At 71.8% G+C, this 17,057-nt stretch carries 12 protein-coding genes and 2 pseudogenes; 3 read left to right on the top strand and 11 right to left on the bottom strand.

The window, feature by feature from the left end; translation table 11 throughout:
* Positions 1 to 4: 4 nt before the first annotated feature.
* The 5 genes and pseudogenes from OG871_RS04955 to egtA form a co-directional block, all read right to left on the bottom strand.
* Positions 5 to 1,060 (bottom strand): hypothetical protein, encoded by a 1,056-nt coding sequence (locus OG871_RS04955; RefSeq protein ID WP_371494434.1) that lies wholly within the window; start codon positions 1,058 to 1,060, stop codon positions 5 to 7.
* A 191-nt stretch (positions 1,061 to 1,251) separates the two neighbouring features.
* On the bottom strand, positions 1,252 to 2,229 hold the full coding sequence (egtD, locus tag OG871_RS04950) for an L-histidine N(alpha)-methyltransferase (protein ID WP_371503213.1): 978 nt from the start codon (positions 2,227 to 2,229) through the stop codon (positions 1,252 to 1,254).
* A 111-nt stretch (positions 2,230 to 2,340) separates the two neighbouring features.
* A pseudogene (egtC, locus tag OG871_RS04945) lies at positions 2,341 to 3,018 on the bottom strand (ergothioneine biosynthesis protein EgtC); the annotation flags it as partial.
* Positions 3,018 to 4,382, bottom strand: a complete 1,365-nt coding sequence (gene egtB, locus OG871_RS04940; RefSeq protein WP_371494433.1) for an ergothioneine biosynthesis protein EgtB — start codon at positions 4,380 to 4,382, stop codon at positions 3,018 to 3,020. The gene egtB and the pseudogene egtC, both read right to left, overlap by 1 nt.
* Positions 4,379 to 5,635: an ergothioneine biosynthesis glutamate--cysteine ligase EgtA gene (gene egtA, locus OG871_RS04935; protein ID WP_371494432.1), complete on the bottom strand. Its 1,257-nt coding sequence runs from the start codon at positions 5,633 to 5,635 to the stop codon at positions 4,379 to 4,381. The genes egtB and egtA overlap by 4 nt, the downstream gene beginning before the upstream one ends.
* Before the next feature lie 438 nt (positions 5,636 to 6,073).
* Between egtA and OG871_RS04930 the strand changes: the two genes are divergently transcribed.
* The 3 genes and pseudogenes from OG871_RS04930 to OG871_RS04920 form a co-directional block, all read left to right on the top strand.
* Positions 6,074 to 7,564 (top strand): APC family permease, encoded by a 1,491-nt coding sequence (locus OG871_RS04930; RefSeq protein WP_371494431.1) that lies wholly within the window; start codon positions 6,074 to 6,076, stop codon positions 7,562 to 7,564.
* A 73-nt stretch (positions 7,565 to 7,637) separates the two neighbouring features.
* Positions 7,638 to 8,075, top strand: a complete 438-nt coding sequence (locus OG871_RS04925) for a hypothetical protein (protein WP_371494430.1) — start codon at positions 7,638 to 7,640, stop codon at positions 8,073 to 8,075.
* Between the two features lie 153 nt (positions 8,076 to 8,228).
* Positions 8,229 to 8,681, top strand: a pseudogene (locus tag OG871_RS04920) (serine hydrolase); the annotation flags it as partial.
* 70 nt (positions 8,682 to 8,751) lie between these two features.
* Here OG871_RS04920 and OG871_RS04915 read toward each other — a convergent pair.
* The 6 genes from OG871_RS04915 to OG871_RS04890 form a co-directional block, all read right to left on the bottom strand.
* Positions 8,752 to 10,467, bottom strand: a complete 1,716-nt coding sequence (locus OG871_RS04915) for a SulP family inorganic anion transporter (RefSeq protein ID WP_371494429.1) — start codon at positions 10,465 to 10,467, stop codon at positions 8,752 to 8,754.
* Positions 10,468 to 10,813: 346 nt separating this feature from the next.
* Entirely contained in the window at positions 10,814 to 11,875 is a 1,062-nt protein-coding gene (locus OG871_RS04910; RefSeq protein WP_371494428.1) for a ketoacyl-ACP synthase III family protein, read from the bottom strand.
* Entirely contained in the window at positions 11,872 to 12,525 is a 654-nt protein-coding gene (locus OG871_RS04905; protein WP_371494427.1) for an SRPBCC family protein, read from the bottom strand. Before OG871_RS04905 ends, OG871_RS04910 begins: the two co-directional genes overlap by 4 nt.
* Positions 12,497 to 14,188 carry a thiamine pyrophosphate-binding protein gene (locus OG871_RS04900; protein ID WP_371494426.1) on the bottom strand — a complete coding sequence of 564 codons (1,692 nt, stop codon included), beginning with the start codon at positions 14,186 to 14,188 and terminating at the stop codon, positions 12,497 to 12,499. Before OG871_RS04900 ends, OG871_RS04905 begins: the two co-directional genes overlap by 29 nt.
* On the bottom strand, positions 14,185 to 15,201 hold the full coding sequence (locus OG871_RS04895) for a GlxA family transcriptional regulator (RefSeq protein WP_371494425.1): 1,017 nt from the start codon (positions 15,199 to 15,201) through the stop codon (positions 14,185 to 14,187). The genes OG871_RS04900 and OG871_RS04895 overlap by 4 nt, the downstream gene beginning before the upstream one ends.
* 574 nt (positions 15,202 to 15,775) lie before the next feature.
* Positions 15,776 to 16,720: an SGNH/GDSL hydrolase family protein gene (locus tag OG871_RS04890; RefSeq protein WP_371494424.1), complete on the bottom strand. Its 945-nt coding sequence runs from the start codon at positions 16,718 to 16,720 to the stop codon at positions 15,776 to 15,778.
* Positions 16,721 to 17,057 lie beyond the last annotated feature (337 nt).

Raw genomic sequence — 17,057 nt, 5'->3', positions numbered from 1 at the left:
TCCGTCATGCGCCGCTCAGAGCGCCGTCACCATCCGACTCGAGCCCGCCCGACGCTGCGTCAATGATGCCATGGCGCACCGCCTGGAGCCGCACGAACACGTCGGCATCCGCCTCGTACTTCTCGGCGTACGCCGCGGAGAGGCGCCGGAGCAGCGGCTCCTCGGCCACGCCGATGATCTCCAGCTCGAAGACCTGGTCCGCCCGGCCGCCCAACCGCACCCGCACCGGCCGGTCACGCCGCCTGGCGAGCTCCACGACCAGGCGCCGGTCACTGAGGTACAGGGTGCCGTCGCTCTGGACGTACTCCAGCCACATCGCCTCACCGACGGCCTCGTCGTCCATGAGCTGCACCTGCTTCGCCAGCAGCTCGTTGACGGGCCGTCCGCTGCTCCACAGCTCGGCGAAGCGTTCGGACGCGAAGGACCCGAGCGGAGTGGTGATGCGCACCTCCAGCTGCTGCCCCTCACCGGAGAGCCGGTCCACCGGGTAGAAGCTCACCATCATCCGTTCGCCGCAGCGGTACAGCTGGATGGAGGGCGCCGCGGCGTAGACGCGGACCTGCAGCTGCTCCCGATGCGCGGGTGGCAGCCGCGCCTCCAGCCGGCGCAGGTCGCGCAGGTTCCGCAGGATCTCGTGTCGTACGTCGGCGCTGAGCTCATGGGACCGCTGCTGCGCCGCCAGTGAATCCGGATCGAGCAGCATGATCCGGACGGTGGCTCCGCGCCCGATCGCACTTCGTGCCGCCTCGGCGAAGCGCGAGGCGGTGCCGCCGGAGATCAGGTAGGAGAAGGTGTCGAGCACGCAGATGATGTCGCCGCTCTGCGCGACCTTCTCGCAGAAGGACGGGTAGTCCAGCCGCAGGTGCTCGCGGACCCGGTCCTCCTCCAACCTGGTGAGGATGGGCTGGATGACCAGCAGTGTGACCATCATGGTGAGCAGCTCGGGGGCGAGATTGAGCAGCAGGTTCCCCCGGAAGTCCGGCAGACCGCGCGCGAACCAGATGCACAGCCCCGCACACACACCGAGAGCCGCACAGACCAGCAGCACCGCACGCCGCACCCGCCCGTCCCCGAACACCCGCCACCCCCGTACACCTCACACCGCTGCCGGCAATGGGCCCCCATGGATCGGGCACGTCCGTACCAACCGTGCTACCCGTCGGTTCGTCCCGTCATGCGCGGGGAAGGCGACGCGTGCCGAGCCGTTGCCGCCGGGCCGGATCGGCCCGGCCAGGACCAGGATGCCGACGGTCAGCGGGTGGGGACGGCGAGCAGCAGGGCGAAGCGGGCGGCCCGGTCGGTCCACCAGTGGCTGACGGTGAAGCCACCGGTGGCGAGCTCCGCGGTGAGGGCCTCCCGCCGGAACTTGGTGGAGATCTCGGTGCGCAGGCTCTCGCCGGCCCCGAGGTCGAGGACGAGGTCCACGGCCGGGATCTTCACCGTCTGCGCGCAGCGGGAGCGCAGGTGCATCTCGATGCGTTCCTCGGCGTCGTTCCAGACGGCCACGTGGTCGAACGCGGCGGGGTCGAAGTCGGCGTCGAGTTCGCGGTTGAGGACGTTCAGCACGTTCTTGTTGAAGGCCGCGGTCACGCCCTGGCCGTCGTCGTAGGCGCGTACCAGCACGTCGGTGTCCTTGACCAGGTCCGCTCCGAGCAGCAGGGCGTCGTCGCCGCTGAGCGCGTGGCGCAGGGTGGCGTAGAAGGACTGGCGCTGAGCGGGGTTCAGGTTGCCGATGGTGCTGCCGAGGAAGGCCAGCAGACGCGGACCGGGCTCGTCGCCGAGGGCCAGGTCCTGCTCGAAGTCGGTGACGGTGGCGGCGACCCGCAGGTCGGGGTAGTCGAGGCACAGCGCCTCGCCGGCCTCGGCGAGCGCGGAACCGCTGACGTCCAGCGGCGCGTAGCGCTGCAGGGTGCCGGCGGTGGTGAGCGCGTCCAGGATCAGGCGGGTCTTGCGGGAGGAGCCCGAGCCGAGTTCGACCAGGGTCCGTGCCCGGGTGAGCGCGGCGATCTCGGGAGCCCGCCGGGTGAGGATCTCCTGCTCGGCGCGGGTCGGGTAGTACTCGGGCAGGCGGGTGATCTGCTCGAAGAGTTCGCTGCCGTGGGCGTCGTAGAACCACTTGGACGGCAGCGTCCTGGGCGCGGCGGACAGGCCGTGCAGGACGTCGGCGCGCAGGGTGGTGGCGAGGTGGTCCTGGGGAAGCCGGAGGTCGATCGTGAGGCGGTTCGTCATCGTGCGGTGGTCCTCGGTGGTGTGGAAGGGGCGTGGCGTGGCGGGCCGAAGCGGGATCACCCGTACGCGGCCGGGGACGGCGATGAGCAGGGAGTGGTCGGGGACTTCGTGCCACGCGCCCTCGCCGTCCGGTTCGGAGGCGACGAGCACGCTGTCCGGGGCCGTCCGGTACCAGAGCGTGTCGCCGTGGCGGGTGGCCGTGATCGTGTGCCCGTCCGTGAGCAGCAGGTTCAGCCGGGAGTCCGGGCGGACGGCCGCGGTCTGCCGCAGTAGGGCGGCCAGCGCCCCGGCGGCCGGTTCGCCCCGGCGCAGCCGCCTGCCGAGGATCGCCCACAGCAGGGCGGAGTCGCTGCGCGCCTCCAGCGCGAGCAGGTCCGCAGGGTCGAGCCCGCACGCCGCCCCCAGTGCGGCGGGCAGCCTGGTCCAGTCGGGGACGGCCCCGTTGTGGCTGAACAGCCGGTGCCCGTCCCGGAAGGGGGCGGCGGCCGCCTCGTCGTGGGCGGTTCCCTCGGTGGCCGACCGGACGGCGGCGAGCAGGGCCCGGGTGCGGACGGTGCGGGCGAGGTCGGGCAGGTTGGGGTCGGCCCAGACCGGGACCGCGCGCCGGTAGCGGGCCGGCGGCTCGTCCGCGGTCGGCAGGTACCAGCCGATGCCGAACCCGTCCGCGTTCACCGTGCCGTGCCGCTGCCTGCGGGGCGCCCAGGACTGCGGGTACAGGCCGTGCGGCGGGTCGATCAGCAGCGCGGCGGCGGTGGTCTCCGGCCCGAGGTAGGCGAGATGGCGGCACATCAGAGCGCCTCGCCCGGGGCGGCGTCGCGGGCGGTGCGGAAGCCGCTGAAGATCTGACGGCGGATCGGGTGGTCCCAGTTGCGGAAGGTGCCGCGGCAGGCGACCGGGGCCACCCCGAAGGCCCCGCCGCGCAGCACCTTGTACGCCGGGCCGAAGAACACGTCGGAGTACTCCTGGTAGGGGAATGCTGTGAAGCCCGGGTACGGCAGGAAGTCGCTGGCGGTCCACTCCCAGACGTCGCCGATCAACTGCCGGGCCCCGCAGGGCGCGGCGCCCGCCGGGTAGCTGCCGACGGGGGCGGGTTGCAGGTGGCGCTGGCCGAGGTTGGCGTGCTCGGGGGTCGGGTCGGCGTCACCCCAGGGGTGGCGGCGGGAGCGGCCGGTGGCCGGGTCGTGGCGGGCGGCCTTCTCCCACTCGGCCTCGGTCGGCAGTCGCCGGCCGGCCCAGCGGGCGTAGGCGTCGGCCTCGTACCAGCACACGTGAAGGACCGGCTCCAGAGGTGGCACGGGCTCGGTGCGGCCGAAGCGGCGGCGCAGCCAGACCCCGCCGTCCCGGTGCCAGAAGAGCGGGGCAGCCAGCCCGGCCCGCTGCCGATGCGCCCAGCCCTGCGGGGTCCACCAGCGCGGGTCGGCGTAGCCGCCGTCCGTGACGAACTCCTGGTAGTCGGCGTTTCTCACCGGGACGGTGTCCAGCCAGAACGGTGCCAGGTCCACGGTGTGGGCGGGCCGTTCGTTGTCCAGCGCCCACGGATCGGTGTCGGTGCCCATGGTGAACGGGCCGCCCGGCACGAGGACCTCGCGCGCCAGCGCCGTCGCGTCGGCGGGGGCGGCCGGTGGGGCGGGGGCGGCCAGGACGGCGGGACCGGAGCGCAGTTGGTGGGTGGCCAGCATGGTCTCGGCGTGCTGCTGCTCGTGCTGGGCGACCATCCCGAAGACGAAACCTCCTGCGAGCAGGGGATGGTGCCCATGGGAGGCGGGGGAGGGGCCGTCCCCGTCGAACGCCGCGGCGTCCAGGACCTCCAGGGCGCGCTCGCGGACCTGGCGCAGGTACCGGCGGGCACCGTCGGGAGGCAGCAGCGGGAGCGCGTTGCGGTCGGCGCGCGGATGCCGGAAGGCGTCGTAGAGCCGGTCGAGGTCGGGGCGCAGCGCGGGGAGCCGGCCGGCCTCGCGGACCAGCCAGATCTCCTCCTGGTTCCCGACATGGGCCAGGTCCCACACCAGCGGTGACATCAACGGGGAGTGCTGGGCCAGCAGTTCGGCATCGTCCAGGCAGTCCGTCAGCGCGAGCGTCCGCTGCCGGGAGGACGCCAGCGCGGCGGCGGCGTCCCGGGTGGGGGTGAGGCTGTCGGCGGGGCGCGCGTTCATCGGTCCAGGCCTTCCAGGAGGTCGTCGGCGGGACATCTGCCCTGTTCGGTGTAGCGCTCGGCGAACGCGGCGAGGGTGCCGCGCAGTCGGCCGTCGCCGTCGCCCTCGCCGTTGGAGCCGGAACCGGCCAGCGCGGTGGCGGCGGCCGCGAAGCAGATCCGGGCCGCCTTGCCGATCTCGGGGTCGGCCGGGCCGAGCCGGGCGGCGCGCAGCCACATCTCGGCAGACGGCTGGTCGCCGCCGTCCGGGCACAGCGGTGCGGTGGCGTCCCAAGCGGCCCCGGCCGCCGCCGGATCGTCCAGCAGCGTGGCCGCCAGTACCGCCGGGACGATCCAGTCGTCGCCGTCCTGGGCGTCGACCATCCGCAGCTCCAGCCAGCCGCGCGCGCGTACCGGCGGGAACAACGTGGTCAGGTGGTAGTCCAGGTCGTCCAGGGTGGGCGGGCGTTCGGCCGCGTCACCGCGGAGCCAGGAGCGGAAGGTGAGGCCGCGCGGCGCGGCCCAGGATCCGGGTGGGGTACGGCGCAGGCACAGCAGTGGGGCGTCCAGGGCGTAGCGGGCCCAGGATCCGCGCGGATCCGGTGCCGACTCGGGCGGCCGGGTGCGGTCGGGGTCCGCGTTCGCCCAGACCCGCTGCCGGGTGGACCGCCAGCCGGTGGGCCTGCCGTGCCACAGCGGGGAGTTGGCGAAGGCGGCGACCAGCACCGGACCGATCCGGTGGGCCAGCGCCCAACGCCGGCGGTAGCCGGTGACGCCGTCCGTGTCCTCGCCGCTGTCGAGGTTGATCTGAACGGACGCGGTGGCCCGCATCATCATCCGTCCCCACGGGCCCAGTCCGTCGAAGTGCTGTTCCATGGCCCGGTAGCGCGGGTGGTCCAGGAGCCGTGCCGGATCCCGGTCCGGATCGAGCCCGCGGCCGGTGAGCTCCAGCCCCGCGCGGGAGAGCGTGTCCCGCAGCGCGTCCAGGTCGACGGCCGCGGACCGCACGCAGTCGGCGAGCGCCGCGGCGGACCCGGTGCTGAGCTCGATCTGGCCGCCGGGCTCCCGGGTGATCCTGGACCGGTGGGGCAGTCCGCCGGCGGACTCCAGGGCGGTGAGAGCGGCGTCCAGCCTGGCGGCGGGGACCGGACGGGTGCGGTCCGCGCGGTCGTGCACCAGCCATTCCAGTTCGAGGCCGACGCGGCCGGGCGGGCCGGTCTTGAAGCAGACCCCGCGTACGTACTTCTCGGCCTGCGTCTCCGTCAGTATGTCCATCTTCTCTCTCTCACATGGGTAGCGGACCGGCGGCCGATGGCAGCCGATGGCGGCCGGTCAAGGGGAACGGTGACACCGTAGGCACGAAAGCGGTGCAGGACCGGGCGCGGACGCCTTACGGACTTCTAACCCCGCCCGATGCGACCCGGAGACCCGACGCGACGGAACGGGTCACCGGCGGTCGAGCAGGCCACCCGCCGGCACCCGGGTGCGCACGGGCGGCACACGTGTCGACCTGCCTCGGCAGGTGATGACCGAGCCCCGCAGGGCGCCGGCGGCCGCCGTGTCGGCCGCGCCGCACCGGGGCCACCGAAGGCGGGGGCGAATGGCCGAACGACCGCCTCCGGCGGCGTAGGCCGACGTGCGGCGGCCACGGTGGGTGACGAGGATCGGACGTGGTGCGATCGGCGCGCCGAGGTTGGGACGAGGTGGCATCCGATGAGCACTGTCGACGTACCGGGCGAAGGCGCCGGCCGCGCGGGCGGGACCCGGGCGGCCGGCGCGGTTCGGGCCGGAACCGGGTCGAACAAGATCACCTGGTTGACGCTGGCGCTGATGACGACCAGTTCGGTCGCGAGCCTGCGTTCGGCGCCGACCATGGCGGTGTACGGCCTCGCCTGCGTCTTCCTCTACCTGTTGCCCGCGGTCGTGTTCCTGCTGCCGACGGCCCTGGTGTCGGCGGAGCTGGCCTCCGGATGGAGTGGCGGGGTCTACAACTGGGTGGCGCAGGGCCTGTCGAAGCCGCTGGGCTTCCTCGCCGTGTGGTGCCAGTTCGCCATGACGATCTTCTACTACCCCACCCTGCTCGCCTACGTCGCCAGCACCATCGCGTACGTGATCAATCCGAGCCTGGCCAGCAACGGCGTCTACACGGCGATCGTCATCGTGGTCGTCTACTGGAGCGGCGTGTGGATCTCCTCCCGTGGCACGAACGCCGTCGCCGGGCTGGCCTCGTGGGGGCTGGTGATCGGCACGCTGGTTCCCGGCACGCTGCTGGTCGTCCTGGGGATGGTCTTCCTCGGGCAGGGCAACCCGTCCGCGGCGCCGATGAACGGCTCGCACTTCTTCCCCGAGTGGACGGGCGTGGCGAGCCTGGTGCTGATCGTGAACAACTTCCTCAGCTACTCCGGCATGGAGATGAACGCGGTCCACGTCAACAAGCTCCGTGACCCGTCCAAGGAGTTCCCCAGGTCGATGTTCCTGGCCATGGGCCTGGTGCTGCTGATCTTCATCCTTCCGGCGCTGGCGATCAGCTGGGTGATCCCCTCGGACCAGCTCAGTCTGACCGCCGGCGTCATGCAGGCCTTCGACGCGTTCTTCCAGTACTTCCACATCGGCTGGCTGGTCCCGATCGTCGCGGTGGGGCTGTGCGCCGCCTCGGTGGGCGGGATGCTGACCTGGCTGGCCGGGCCGTCCAAGGGCCTGCTGCTGATCTCCCGGCAGGAGGGCTATCTGCCGCCGTACCTGCAGCGTCTCAACGGCAACGGGGTCCAGCAGAACATCCTGGTCGTCCAGGGCCTGATCACGACGGTGATCGCGGTGCTGTACGCGCTGATCCCGGACGTGTCCAGCGTCTACTGGATCTTCTCGGTGATCACCACGCAGGTGTACCTGATCATGTATCTGCTGATGTTCCTGGCGGCGATCCAGCTGCGGCGCAAGCAGCCCGACCATCCGCGCGGCTATCGCGCGCCGCTGCTGACCACGGTCTGCGTGGTCGGGTTCGTGGCCTCGGCCCTCGCCATGGTGATCGGCTTCGTGCCGTCCTCGCAGTTCGGCGGTGGCAGCGTCTGGGCCTACATCGGGATCGTCGGCGGCGGTCTGCTGCTGCTGGGGGTCGTCATCCCGTTCTCGTTCCTGAAAGCGCGCAAGCCGAGCTGGCGTCAGCCCGAGGCCGGCACCGGTGCGATCGAGGAGGAAGTGGCATGAGTGAGCGAAGCGAACTCATCGATGGGAGGCGCGCGTTGGGCGAAGGCCCCGCCGAGCCCTGCGAGGTGGGCGCATGAGCCCCACCCGGATGGCTTCCGAACACCGATGGATCTACATCGGCTCGATCGTGGTCCTGGTCGGCCTCGTGATCGCCGGTCTGCTGACCTACACCCAGCAGAAGGCCACCAACGAGGCCCACCGAAAGGCGAACGACCTGAACGACGCCCTGGTCGCCGACGGCTTCGCCTCCCGGAACGTCGAGAACATCGCCCTCACCCTCGGCACGGACGGCGGCGCCGTCTGCGACGACCCGAACTCGGCGCTCAAGCGCGGCCTCTGGCTGGTCCAGCTGGCCAACGGCGCCGGTGGCCCCGGGATGCGTCCGGTCATCGTCGACAAGCAGATCCTCGAGGCGGGCGCCGAGGTGATCAAGGTGTACTGCCCGGAGAAGCTGGACGACTACCAGAAGAAGATCAAGGATCTCAAGACCGCCGACCTCGTCAACAACTGAGGCACCTGCCGGAGCCGGCAGGACCGCGAACCCACGCCCGGGGCTGACGCTCCGCTTCCGATGAGAGGCGTCCCGACATGCGACGTAATCCCGCCCGCGCGCTCGCCGCGGCACTGCTCCTCACCGCCGCGCTGACCCCGGCCGCGGCTCGGGCCGCGGCCGCCCAGGCTTCGCCGCCTGCGGCGGTCTCCGACCGGTACGGGGACGACTGCCCGCAGGGCGGTCTCGGCCCCGAGCTGGGGGTGGGCGGCCGCCGCGATGATCTCCGACCTGCAGGACATGCGGCGCTGGGCCCGGGGCCTCGCCACCGGCACGCTCCTGTCCCCCGCCACCCAGGCGGAGCGGCTGAAGATGCTCCCCACCGGCTCCCCCGGTAACGACTACGGGCTCGGCATCTTCGACAACCACGGATGGATCGGGCACAACGGCTCGCTGCCCGGATACGAGAGCGTGACCGTCTACCTGCCTTCCCGGCGGGCGACCCTGGTCGTCCTGATCAACACCGACATCCACTACCAGGGCAGCGAGCCGAGCACGCTCCTCGCCAAGACGATCACCAGCATCGTGACCCCGGAGAACGTGTACGACATCCGGCCCCAGGGGTAGCACCGCCGGTGAGCCACAGCGACCCGTGCCCGCCGTGACGGGGACGATGTGCGAAGGTGTCGCCCGGGCCTCAGCCGGCCGGGGGCTCGTCGGCCGCACCGGGGGACCCTCCGGCCGGATACGCCCTGATGGCGTCGATCAGGTTGCCGAAGACGTTCTCGGGCGGGATCCGCTGCCACAGCTCGTAGACCTTCAGGGTGTCCACGAGCGCCGCGTCGGGACGCGCGAGGACGAAGGTGACGCGGCGTGCGGCGAGGAAGTCGAGGAGGTTGTGCAGGCGGATCCCGGCGGAGTAGTCGACGTCGGCGATCCCCGCGGCGTCGAGCACCAGCCAGCGCACCGGATCGGGTGCTTCGTCGACGAGGGCCTTGACCTCGTCGGCGAATCGGCTCGCGTTCGCGTAGAAGAGCTCCGCGTTGAAGCGGAAGACGATCAGGCCTGGCGCGCTCTCGATCCCGGGCTCGGCGAGCGTGTACGTGGGAACGCCCTCCTCGGTGACCCCGACCACGAAGTCCTTGGGCCGGTACTCCCGTCGGATGACCTCGAACAGGGACAGTGCGAGGGCCAGCAGGACGCCCTGCTCGACGCCGATGCCGAACACCGCGAAGGCGGTGACGACGGCGACGACGAACTCGTTGCGGCGCCGGGCGTAGATCCGCCGGAGACCGCGTACGTCGACGAGGTCGAGGCCGACCAGGAACACGATGCCGGCCAGCACCGCGAGGGGCATGTCGGCCAGCGACGTGGTGAAGACCAGCGCGACCAGCAGCGAGATGAATGCCATCGTGAGGTTGGCGACCTGCGTCCGGCCGCGCTGCTGGTCCAGGATCTCCGTCTTGGTCGGGGAACCGTTGACGACGAAGGTCCCGCTGAGCCCGGCGGCGAGGTTGGCGACGGAGAGACCGACGAGGTCGCGGTCGATGTCGAGGTGGTCGCCGTGCCGCGTCGCGAAGCTGTGCGAGGTGGCCGCGCTCTGGGCCAGGATCAGGACGAAGCAGGAGACCGCCACGGAGAACACCTGGGACACGTCTCCGGGGGTCAGGCCGGACGGCAGTCCGATCGGCGGGAAGCCGCTCTCCACGGCGCCGACCACGGCGACCCCGTGACTGGAGGCGTCGGTCGCCCCGGAGACGGCGATCAGCGCGACCACCGCCACGATGGAACCGGGGAACCTGGGCAGGAACCGCTTGAAGACCACGATGATCACGATCGTTGCGGCGCCGTAGGCGATGGTGTACCAGGAGACCTCGTCGAGGTGGGTCAGCCAGGACCACTGTTGCTGGAACCAGTTGCCGCGGCCCCTGGGGATGCCGAGCAGGTCGGGAATCTGAGCCGACGCCACCTGGATGCCGACGCCCGTCAGGAACCCGATCAGGACGGTGGCCGACAGGAAGTCGGCGAGGAAACCGAGCCGGAGCAGGCGCGCGGCAGCCAGGATGACGCCCGACAGCAGGGCGGTCAGCCCGGCCAGCGCGACCCACTGCGGCGAGCCCGGTACGAGGCCGGCGATGCCCAGTTCGAGCAGTCCGGCGGAGAGGATCGCCGCAGTGGCCGAGTCCGCGCCGACGACGAGCAGCTTCGACGAGCCCAGCAGGGCGAACGCGATGGTCGGGAGGATCAGCGTGTACAGGCCGGTGACGATGGGCATCCCGGCGATCGAGCTGTAACCCATCACCTCGGGGATCGCGACCGCGGACAGCGCCACCCCGGCGAGTACGTCCCGGCTCAGCCACGCCCGCCGGTACCCGCGCAGTGACGCGGGCACCAGCCTCGTCATGCCAGTCATGCGGGCACCTCGCAAGCGGCCGGGAACTCGTACGCTCTCATGGTGGCCGTCGAAGCGCCGTCGTCCCGGCATTTGACGGTCCCGGCTCGGCGCTGCGACTTCGGCCCCCGGGGTGCATCGGCGCGCTGAACCTGGGCCGGCGAGCCGGTCGGCGGCGGCCGGCTGTCGACGTACTGGTGACGGGCCCTCGGTCCGCCCTTGCGGGCTGAGGGCGGTGCCGACGTTCCGACAGGCCCTGCGTTTGCGATTTTCCCGTACGACGGTCTCGGGACGGGCGTTGCGGTCCGATCTGCGGTGCGCTGCCCGCCACTTCGGCGGTGACGGTGACGGCCGGCCGCCTGCCGCCTCACGCGAGGGGGTCGGCGGTGGCGGTCCCGCCGGCCGACGGGGCGGCGCGGCCGGTGTTCCACCGGATCGCGGCCGCGCCCGCGTAGTCGCCCGCGTGGGCGAAGCCGCCCAGCACGACCAGGTCGCCGTCCTTGACCCGTCCCGAACGGATGGCGTGGTCGAGGGTGACGGGGATCGCCGCGCCGAAGAGGTTTCCGCAGCTGTCGAAGGTGTCGGGGTGGCGGCGCGGCGGCAGCCGCAGTGCCTCCCGCCAGTTGCGCAGGAAGGTGCGGTTGGGCTGGTTGGTGACCAGCAGGTCGATCTCGCCGGTGGTGACCCCGAGCCGTCGGCACAGGTCGGTGACCACCTCCGGCACCAGGCGGTTGCCGCGTTCGAGGACCGTGGCGGTGGTGGCCTCGGTGAAGCCGATCCGCAGCTGGGACTCGCCCGGCTCCCAGTACTTGCGCCCGTCGTCGAGGACGGCCTTCATGTCGCCGCCGTGGTCGGCGATGTGACGGGTGACCAGTTCGAGTACCGGAGAGGTGCCCGACGTGGTCACGTACCCGACCCCGCAGCCGTCTCCGGGGATCGCGGCCTGGGCGAGCCGGCGCACGTCGGGCTGGGTGAACAGCTGGCCGGCGGAGCTCTGCGCGTTGCAGATCAGGGCGGTCCTGGCGTCGGTGGTGGTGAGGATCTGCCGGGCCAGTTCGAGCATGTGGACGAAGGAGGCGCAGCCGGCGTTGGCCACGTCGATCAGCCACCGCGGTTTCAGCCCCAGCCGCCGTGCCACCTCGGTCCCGGCCCCGACGAACGGCGTGTCCGGCAGCTGACTGTGCATCAGAAGTACGTCCACGGAGCGGATCTCGTCCGTTCCGTGCCGCTCGATCAGGGGGGCGACCGCGCGCTCGACCATGTCCACGTTGCTCTCGTCCGCGGCCACGTGGTGCCGCAGCGGGGGGATCCTGAACATGGGACTGTCGCGGAGCCCGTCCTCCGCGCCGGGGTACTCGGTGTAGAACTCGGCGGGGACCGGCTCACCGGGCAGGTAGCCGGCGACGTCGGTGAGGCTGACCGTGGTCACCGCACCACCGCCGTGGCGGGCGCGGAGCCGACCGGCAGGCCGCCCCGGTGTCGGTGTTCCAGGATCGCCTTGAGGTTCCCCATCTCCACCGTGTGGCCGGCGTAGAACAGGTCCCAGTAGTCGCCCACCCAGGGGCGGTCGGCCCGCGGGGCCAGGCCGGGGTGGGGGTTCGCGTCGTAGTACGGGTGCCGGCAGTTGGTCCAGGTGATCACGGAGCCGGGCCTGCCAAGCACCGAGCGGGCCGGCAGCACGCGCATCAGGTACACCATCCAGAGCTCCTCGCCCTGGTCCCAGGCGCAGTGGAAGTCCACCGTCATGGCCTCGGCGTTGGTCTCCACCCTGCAGAAGATCCGGGTCCGCTCCTCCAGGCGGTCGTCACCGACCCACAGCCCGGGGGTCCCGGTGGGGGCGAAGTTCCGCAGACTGAACGTCCACTCCTCCAGGTGGTGACCCTGCCTCAGGTACTCGTAGGCCTGCGCCGGCGGGCAGTCGACGTACTGCTGGATCGTGCAGTACGTCCCGTAGACCTCGCCGTGTGGGTAGGCGGGCCGGGTCAGCTCCGCGCAGCGGGCCGTCAGCTGCTCCAGGTCGGTGTTCTCGACCCTGGTCAGGCCGGGAATGTCAGCCAACACGGACTGGTCCGCGCTCATGGGCGGTCTCCTCGTTCTCGGCCGGCTGCCGGCCGGCGACGGTCAGGAAGGGAAGGAACGGTGGTATCTCGGCGGGGTCGAAGTCCAGCGTGACGAAGGCCGGGCCGGTGCCAGCGTTGCTCCGCAGCAGCGCCTGGCGCAGCTGTGCACCGTCCTCCGCCCGGGTCACGTCCAGGCCGGGGAACATGCCTGCCATGCCCGCGGCGATGTCCGCCGGGCGGAACAGGCTGCCGGGGTTCGCGGCTCCGAGGAACAACTGCTCACGCGTGGCGCACATGGCATGGGCGTTGTTGTTGAAGATCACGAAGGTGACGGGCGCGGCGTGCTCGACCGCGGTGTGGACCTCCATGCCGTGCATGAAGAACGCGCCGTCACCGGCGATCACGTACGTGCGCTGCCCGGTGGCCAGCGCCGCGCCGATGCCGGCGCCGAAGGTGTAGCCCATGCCGCCCATGCCGACGGCCACCACGAAGCGTCCGTCGCGCGGGGCGGGGAGCAGGTGGATCGCGCTGGCCCCGGCGTTTCCGGCGTCCACGAAGACGTGTGCGTCCGGTGGCAGTGCGGCCTCGACCGAGGCCACCGCCGCGGCGTAGGAGGTGGCCCGGGTGCCCGGGGTCGGCAGGGGGGAGGGCCCGGCATGGTCGGGGGGCGGGAGCGGACCGGGCGCGAGGCGGGCGGCCAGCACGCGCAGGGTGTCCCGCAGATCGCCGCGAAGGGAGATCCCGGGCACGAACGGCGGCTCGGGATCGATGCAGATCACCGAGGTCCCGGCCAGTTCCCGTTCCAGGCCGCCGCGGGCCAGGGCCGGTAGCCGGGTGCCCACCAGCAGACAGGCGTCGGCCCGCCGCAGGCACTGCGCCACGTTCTCATGACCCATCACCCCGGCCACCCCGGCGAACCGGGCGTCGCGGTTGTCGAACACGTCCTTGGCGTCCGGGGTGACGGCCACCCACGCACCGAGCCGCCGCGCCACGTCGGCCAGCTCCGCCCGCGCGCCGGCCGAGGCCACGCCCTCACCGGCGATGACCAGGACGCGTTCCGCGCCGCGGAGGACGTCCACCGCGCAGTCCGGGACCCGGGGTTCCGTACGGACCGGCGGCGCGGCCCGCAGCGGCTCCCGGAGCTCGACCGGAGCCTGCTGCACGTCCTTGGGCAGGAGCAGCACGGCCGGGCCCTTGGGATCGGTCCGGGCCGCCGCGACCGCCCGGGCCAGCAGGTCCGGGATCGAGCCCGCGTCGTCGACCCGCGCACAGAACCGGGTCACGGGGGTGAACAGCGCCCGGGCGTCGAGGGAACCCGCCTTGCCGCTGGAGTCCTGGAACGCCCCGAACCCCTCCTGCCCGGTGGGCGGTTGCCCCACCAACGCCAGCATCGGCACCCGCGAGGCATACGCCTCCGCCAGCCCCGGCACCAGATTCACCGCCCCGCCGCCCGACGTCACGGCGACGACGCCGAGGCGCCCGGTGGCCCGGGCATGCCCGTCCGCCATGGTGGCGGCGGAGAACTCGTGCTTGGCCACCACCGTGCGGATCACGTCGCCGGTGGCGTGCAGGGCGTCGTAGAGGTCCTCGATGTTCGCGCCGCCGACACCGAACACGTGCCGGACGCCGGACCTGGCCAGCTCCCTCGCCAGGTAGTCGACGAGCCGGACCTCGACACTCATACGGTGCTCCTGTCGGACGGGCCGGGCCGGACGACGTGGCCGGCCGGCGAGACGGTCTGGAACCGTTGGCGGTACTCGTTCGGGGTCAGTTCCAGGGCCCGGCCGAAGGAGCGGAAGAACGTCTCGGGGGCCGGGAACCCGCAGCGCCGGGCGATCTGGGCGACCGGCAGATCGGTGGTCTCCAGCAGCTTGCGGGCCCGGGCGATGCGCATCTGCTCGATGTACTGGGCCGGGGGCGTACCCACCTCGCGCCGGAACACCCGGGCGAAGTTCCGCAGGCTCATGTTGGCGCGCTCGGCGATCTCGGGTACGGGCAGGGGCAGTTCGAGGTGTGCGAGGATCCACTCCTGCGCGGCGCGGATCGGGGCGCGATCGGCGAGTTGCGCGTCCAGGACCGCGCTGAACTGCGACTGCCCGCCGTTGCGCTTGAAGAACAGGACCAGGAACCGCGCCACCTCCAGGGCGAACGCCGCACCGTGGTCGGCCTCCACCAGGGCGAGGGCCAGGTCTATGCCGGTGGACACTCCGGCCGAGGTGACGAACCGGCCGTCCCAGACGAAGATCGGCTCGCGGTCCACCGTCACGTCCGGGTACCGCTGGGCCATCTCCTCGCAGAAGGCCCAGTGCGTGGTGGCGCGCCGCCCCTTGAGCAGGCCCGCCTCGGCGAGCAGGAACGCCCCGCCGCACACGGAGACGACCCGACGCGACCGGGCCGCCGCCTGGTGGATCCACGCGACCAACTCCCGGTCCGCCAAAGCGTCCTTGAGGCTCCATCCGCCCGGGACGAGGAGGGTGTCGATCGGGCCGCCGCCCGCGGCGAGCGGCTCTGCCGCGACCACCATGCCCGAGCAGGTCCGCACGAGCGGTGCGTCGGCGGAGACGAACTCGATCCGGTAGCGGGCACCCGTCTCGGGAAGCCTGCGGTTCGCGGTGTCGAACACCTCGATCGGACCCGCGATGTCCAGTGCCTGCGCACCGGAATAGACCACCACCACAACACGTCGCTGATGCACGGTCACAGCCTGTATCCGGCACGGGATGGCGGCAATGACGGTCTACTGACGAATTCGGCCACGGGCCGCGGCCGGGGAGCTTCGGACCGCCACTGACCAGCGCTGCTCACGGAGAGCGAGGGCTGATGTGAAATGGGTCATAGCGGAGTGCGTCCGCAGGGGGCCGGCCGCTCGTGCACGCCGACCATGGCCGGGGCCGGGACGTCCTTGCGAACGAGAGGCTCGACGCGCTCGACCCGACGACGGCGAGGCACACCTGTGCGCTGATACCGCCGTTCATCGGCGCAGCGCGGTAGGTATTTACCGCCGCAGAAGGAAGGCGCGCCGAAACCACCGCCTGATGCGATGCAGGTCGGGCAATTCGGCATGCTGCGAATGCCCCCGAAATGGCCTTCGAAGCATTTCGAATCGCTTGCCGATGGTTCAGTCCGGTCGCGCAGCCCGCCTGGCGGCTGAGCAGCCGCCGATGACGCCGGGGCGGTTTCGGCGCCCCGCCGCGGCATGGCCGAGGGGGCGGTGACCGGGGTGCGGTCACCGCCCCCTCGGGGTCGGCCGGGCTATCGGGGCGGTGGGATCACCGCAGGGCGGCGAGGACGGCGTCCGCCATCACCTGCTCGCCGGTGGCGTTCGGGTGGAAGGGGACGGCCGGGGCGCCGGGCAGGACGCCCTCGATCCAGCGGTCGTCCGAGCAGATGTCGTGGCCCGTGGTCGGGGTCGCGGTGTCCACGTAGGTGGCGCCGTTGGCGGCGGCGGTGGACTTGAGCATGGCGTTCAGCCTGCCTAGCGTGTCGTGCAGGTACTCGATGTCGCCTCGGGTGACCGGCTGGTCCCCGATGCACGTCGACCCGTCGGCCGGCACCACGGTCGGGTAACCGACCACCAGCACACGGGCGTCGGGGGCCGTGGTGTGGATGCGGTTCAGCACGTCCGCCAGCTGTGGCGAGGCGCCGTTGATCCGGTCGACCAGGTCGTCGCTGCCGTACTGCCAGGACCAGCTGGACCAGTCCCAGTGGCCGTGGTTGTAGACGTCCTTGCAGGGCGTGCCGCCGGGGTTGACGACCGTGCCGCCGATGCAGGTGGCGATCACCTCGGCGATCCCGAGGGGGCTGACGCCGAGGTCGTTGCCGCCGATGCCGATGGTCACCAGGTCGGTGTCTGCGGTGACGGCGTCCAGCTGCGGGGTGTTGCCCCACGGCAGGCCCGCGTACTGGGCCTGCGTCATCGCGCTCAGCTTGGCGGCGGAGCAGGTGACGTCGGTGTACGAGCCGGCCTTGAGGGCGGACGCCACCAGGCTTCCGTAGTTGTGGTCGGAGCGCAGGCAGAGGCCGGCCGACTGGCCGGGCACGCCGGCGCCGGCAGCGTACGAGTCGCCAAGGGCCACGTAGTGGTGGGGGGCGGGTGTGGCGGCCTGCGCGCTGGTGGCGGTCAGCGCGAGGGTCGCGCCCAGCGCGGCCGCGCCGAACAGGGCGGACTTCCGGGAGGTGCGGGTCGTGCGGCGTTTTTGGGCAGGGCGGAGCACGGTTCCTCCTGGGGGAGAGGGAACGGGTGGGGTGTGCGAGCCGGGCCACAGCTGCTACTCGCAGGTAAGTTACTGACAGGTTTCGCCCACGTCCATACACCGCGCACAAATTTCTGAAAAGCGGCGGGTGAAATTTTAAATTACGCTCCACCGGGTATCGAAGGTAATTCCGAAACGCCCTGGATCGGAATTGCTCTGCCGGTCGCCACCGCCTCGTGACACCTGCCGGTCGGCGCACTCCGTCGAAGGTTGCGGCATCGGGCGTGCGCGCACCGTCGCCGGAGGGACCGCGGGCGTCGAAACCTCATCCGTGATCTGCCTGCTCGCCGCACCCCTC

It is taken from the genome of Kitasatospora sp. NBC_00374 (assembly GCF_041434935.1).
GTDB lineage: Bacteria > Actinomycetota > Actinomycetes > Streptomycetales > Streptomycetaceae > Kitasatospora.
This window is presented reverse-complemented; position numbering and strand designations above follow the sequence as displayed.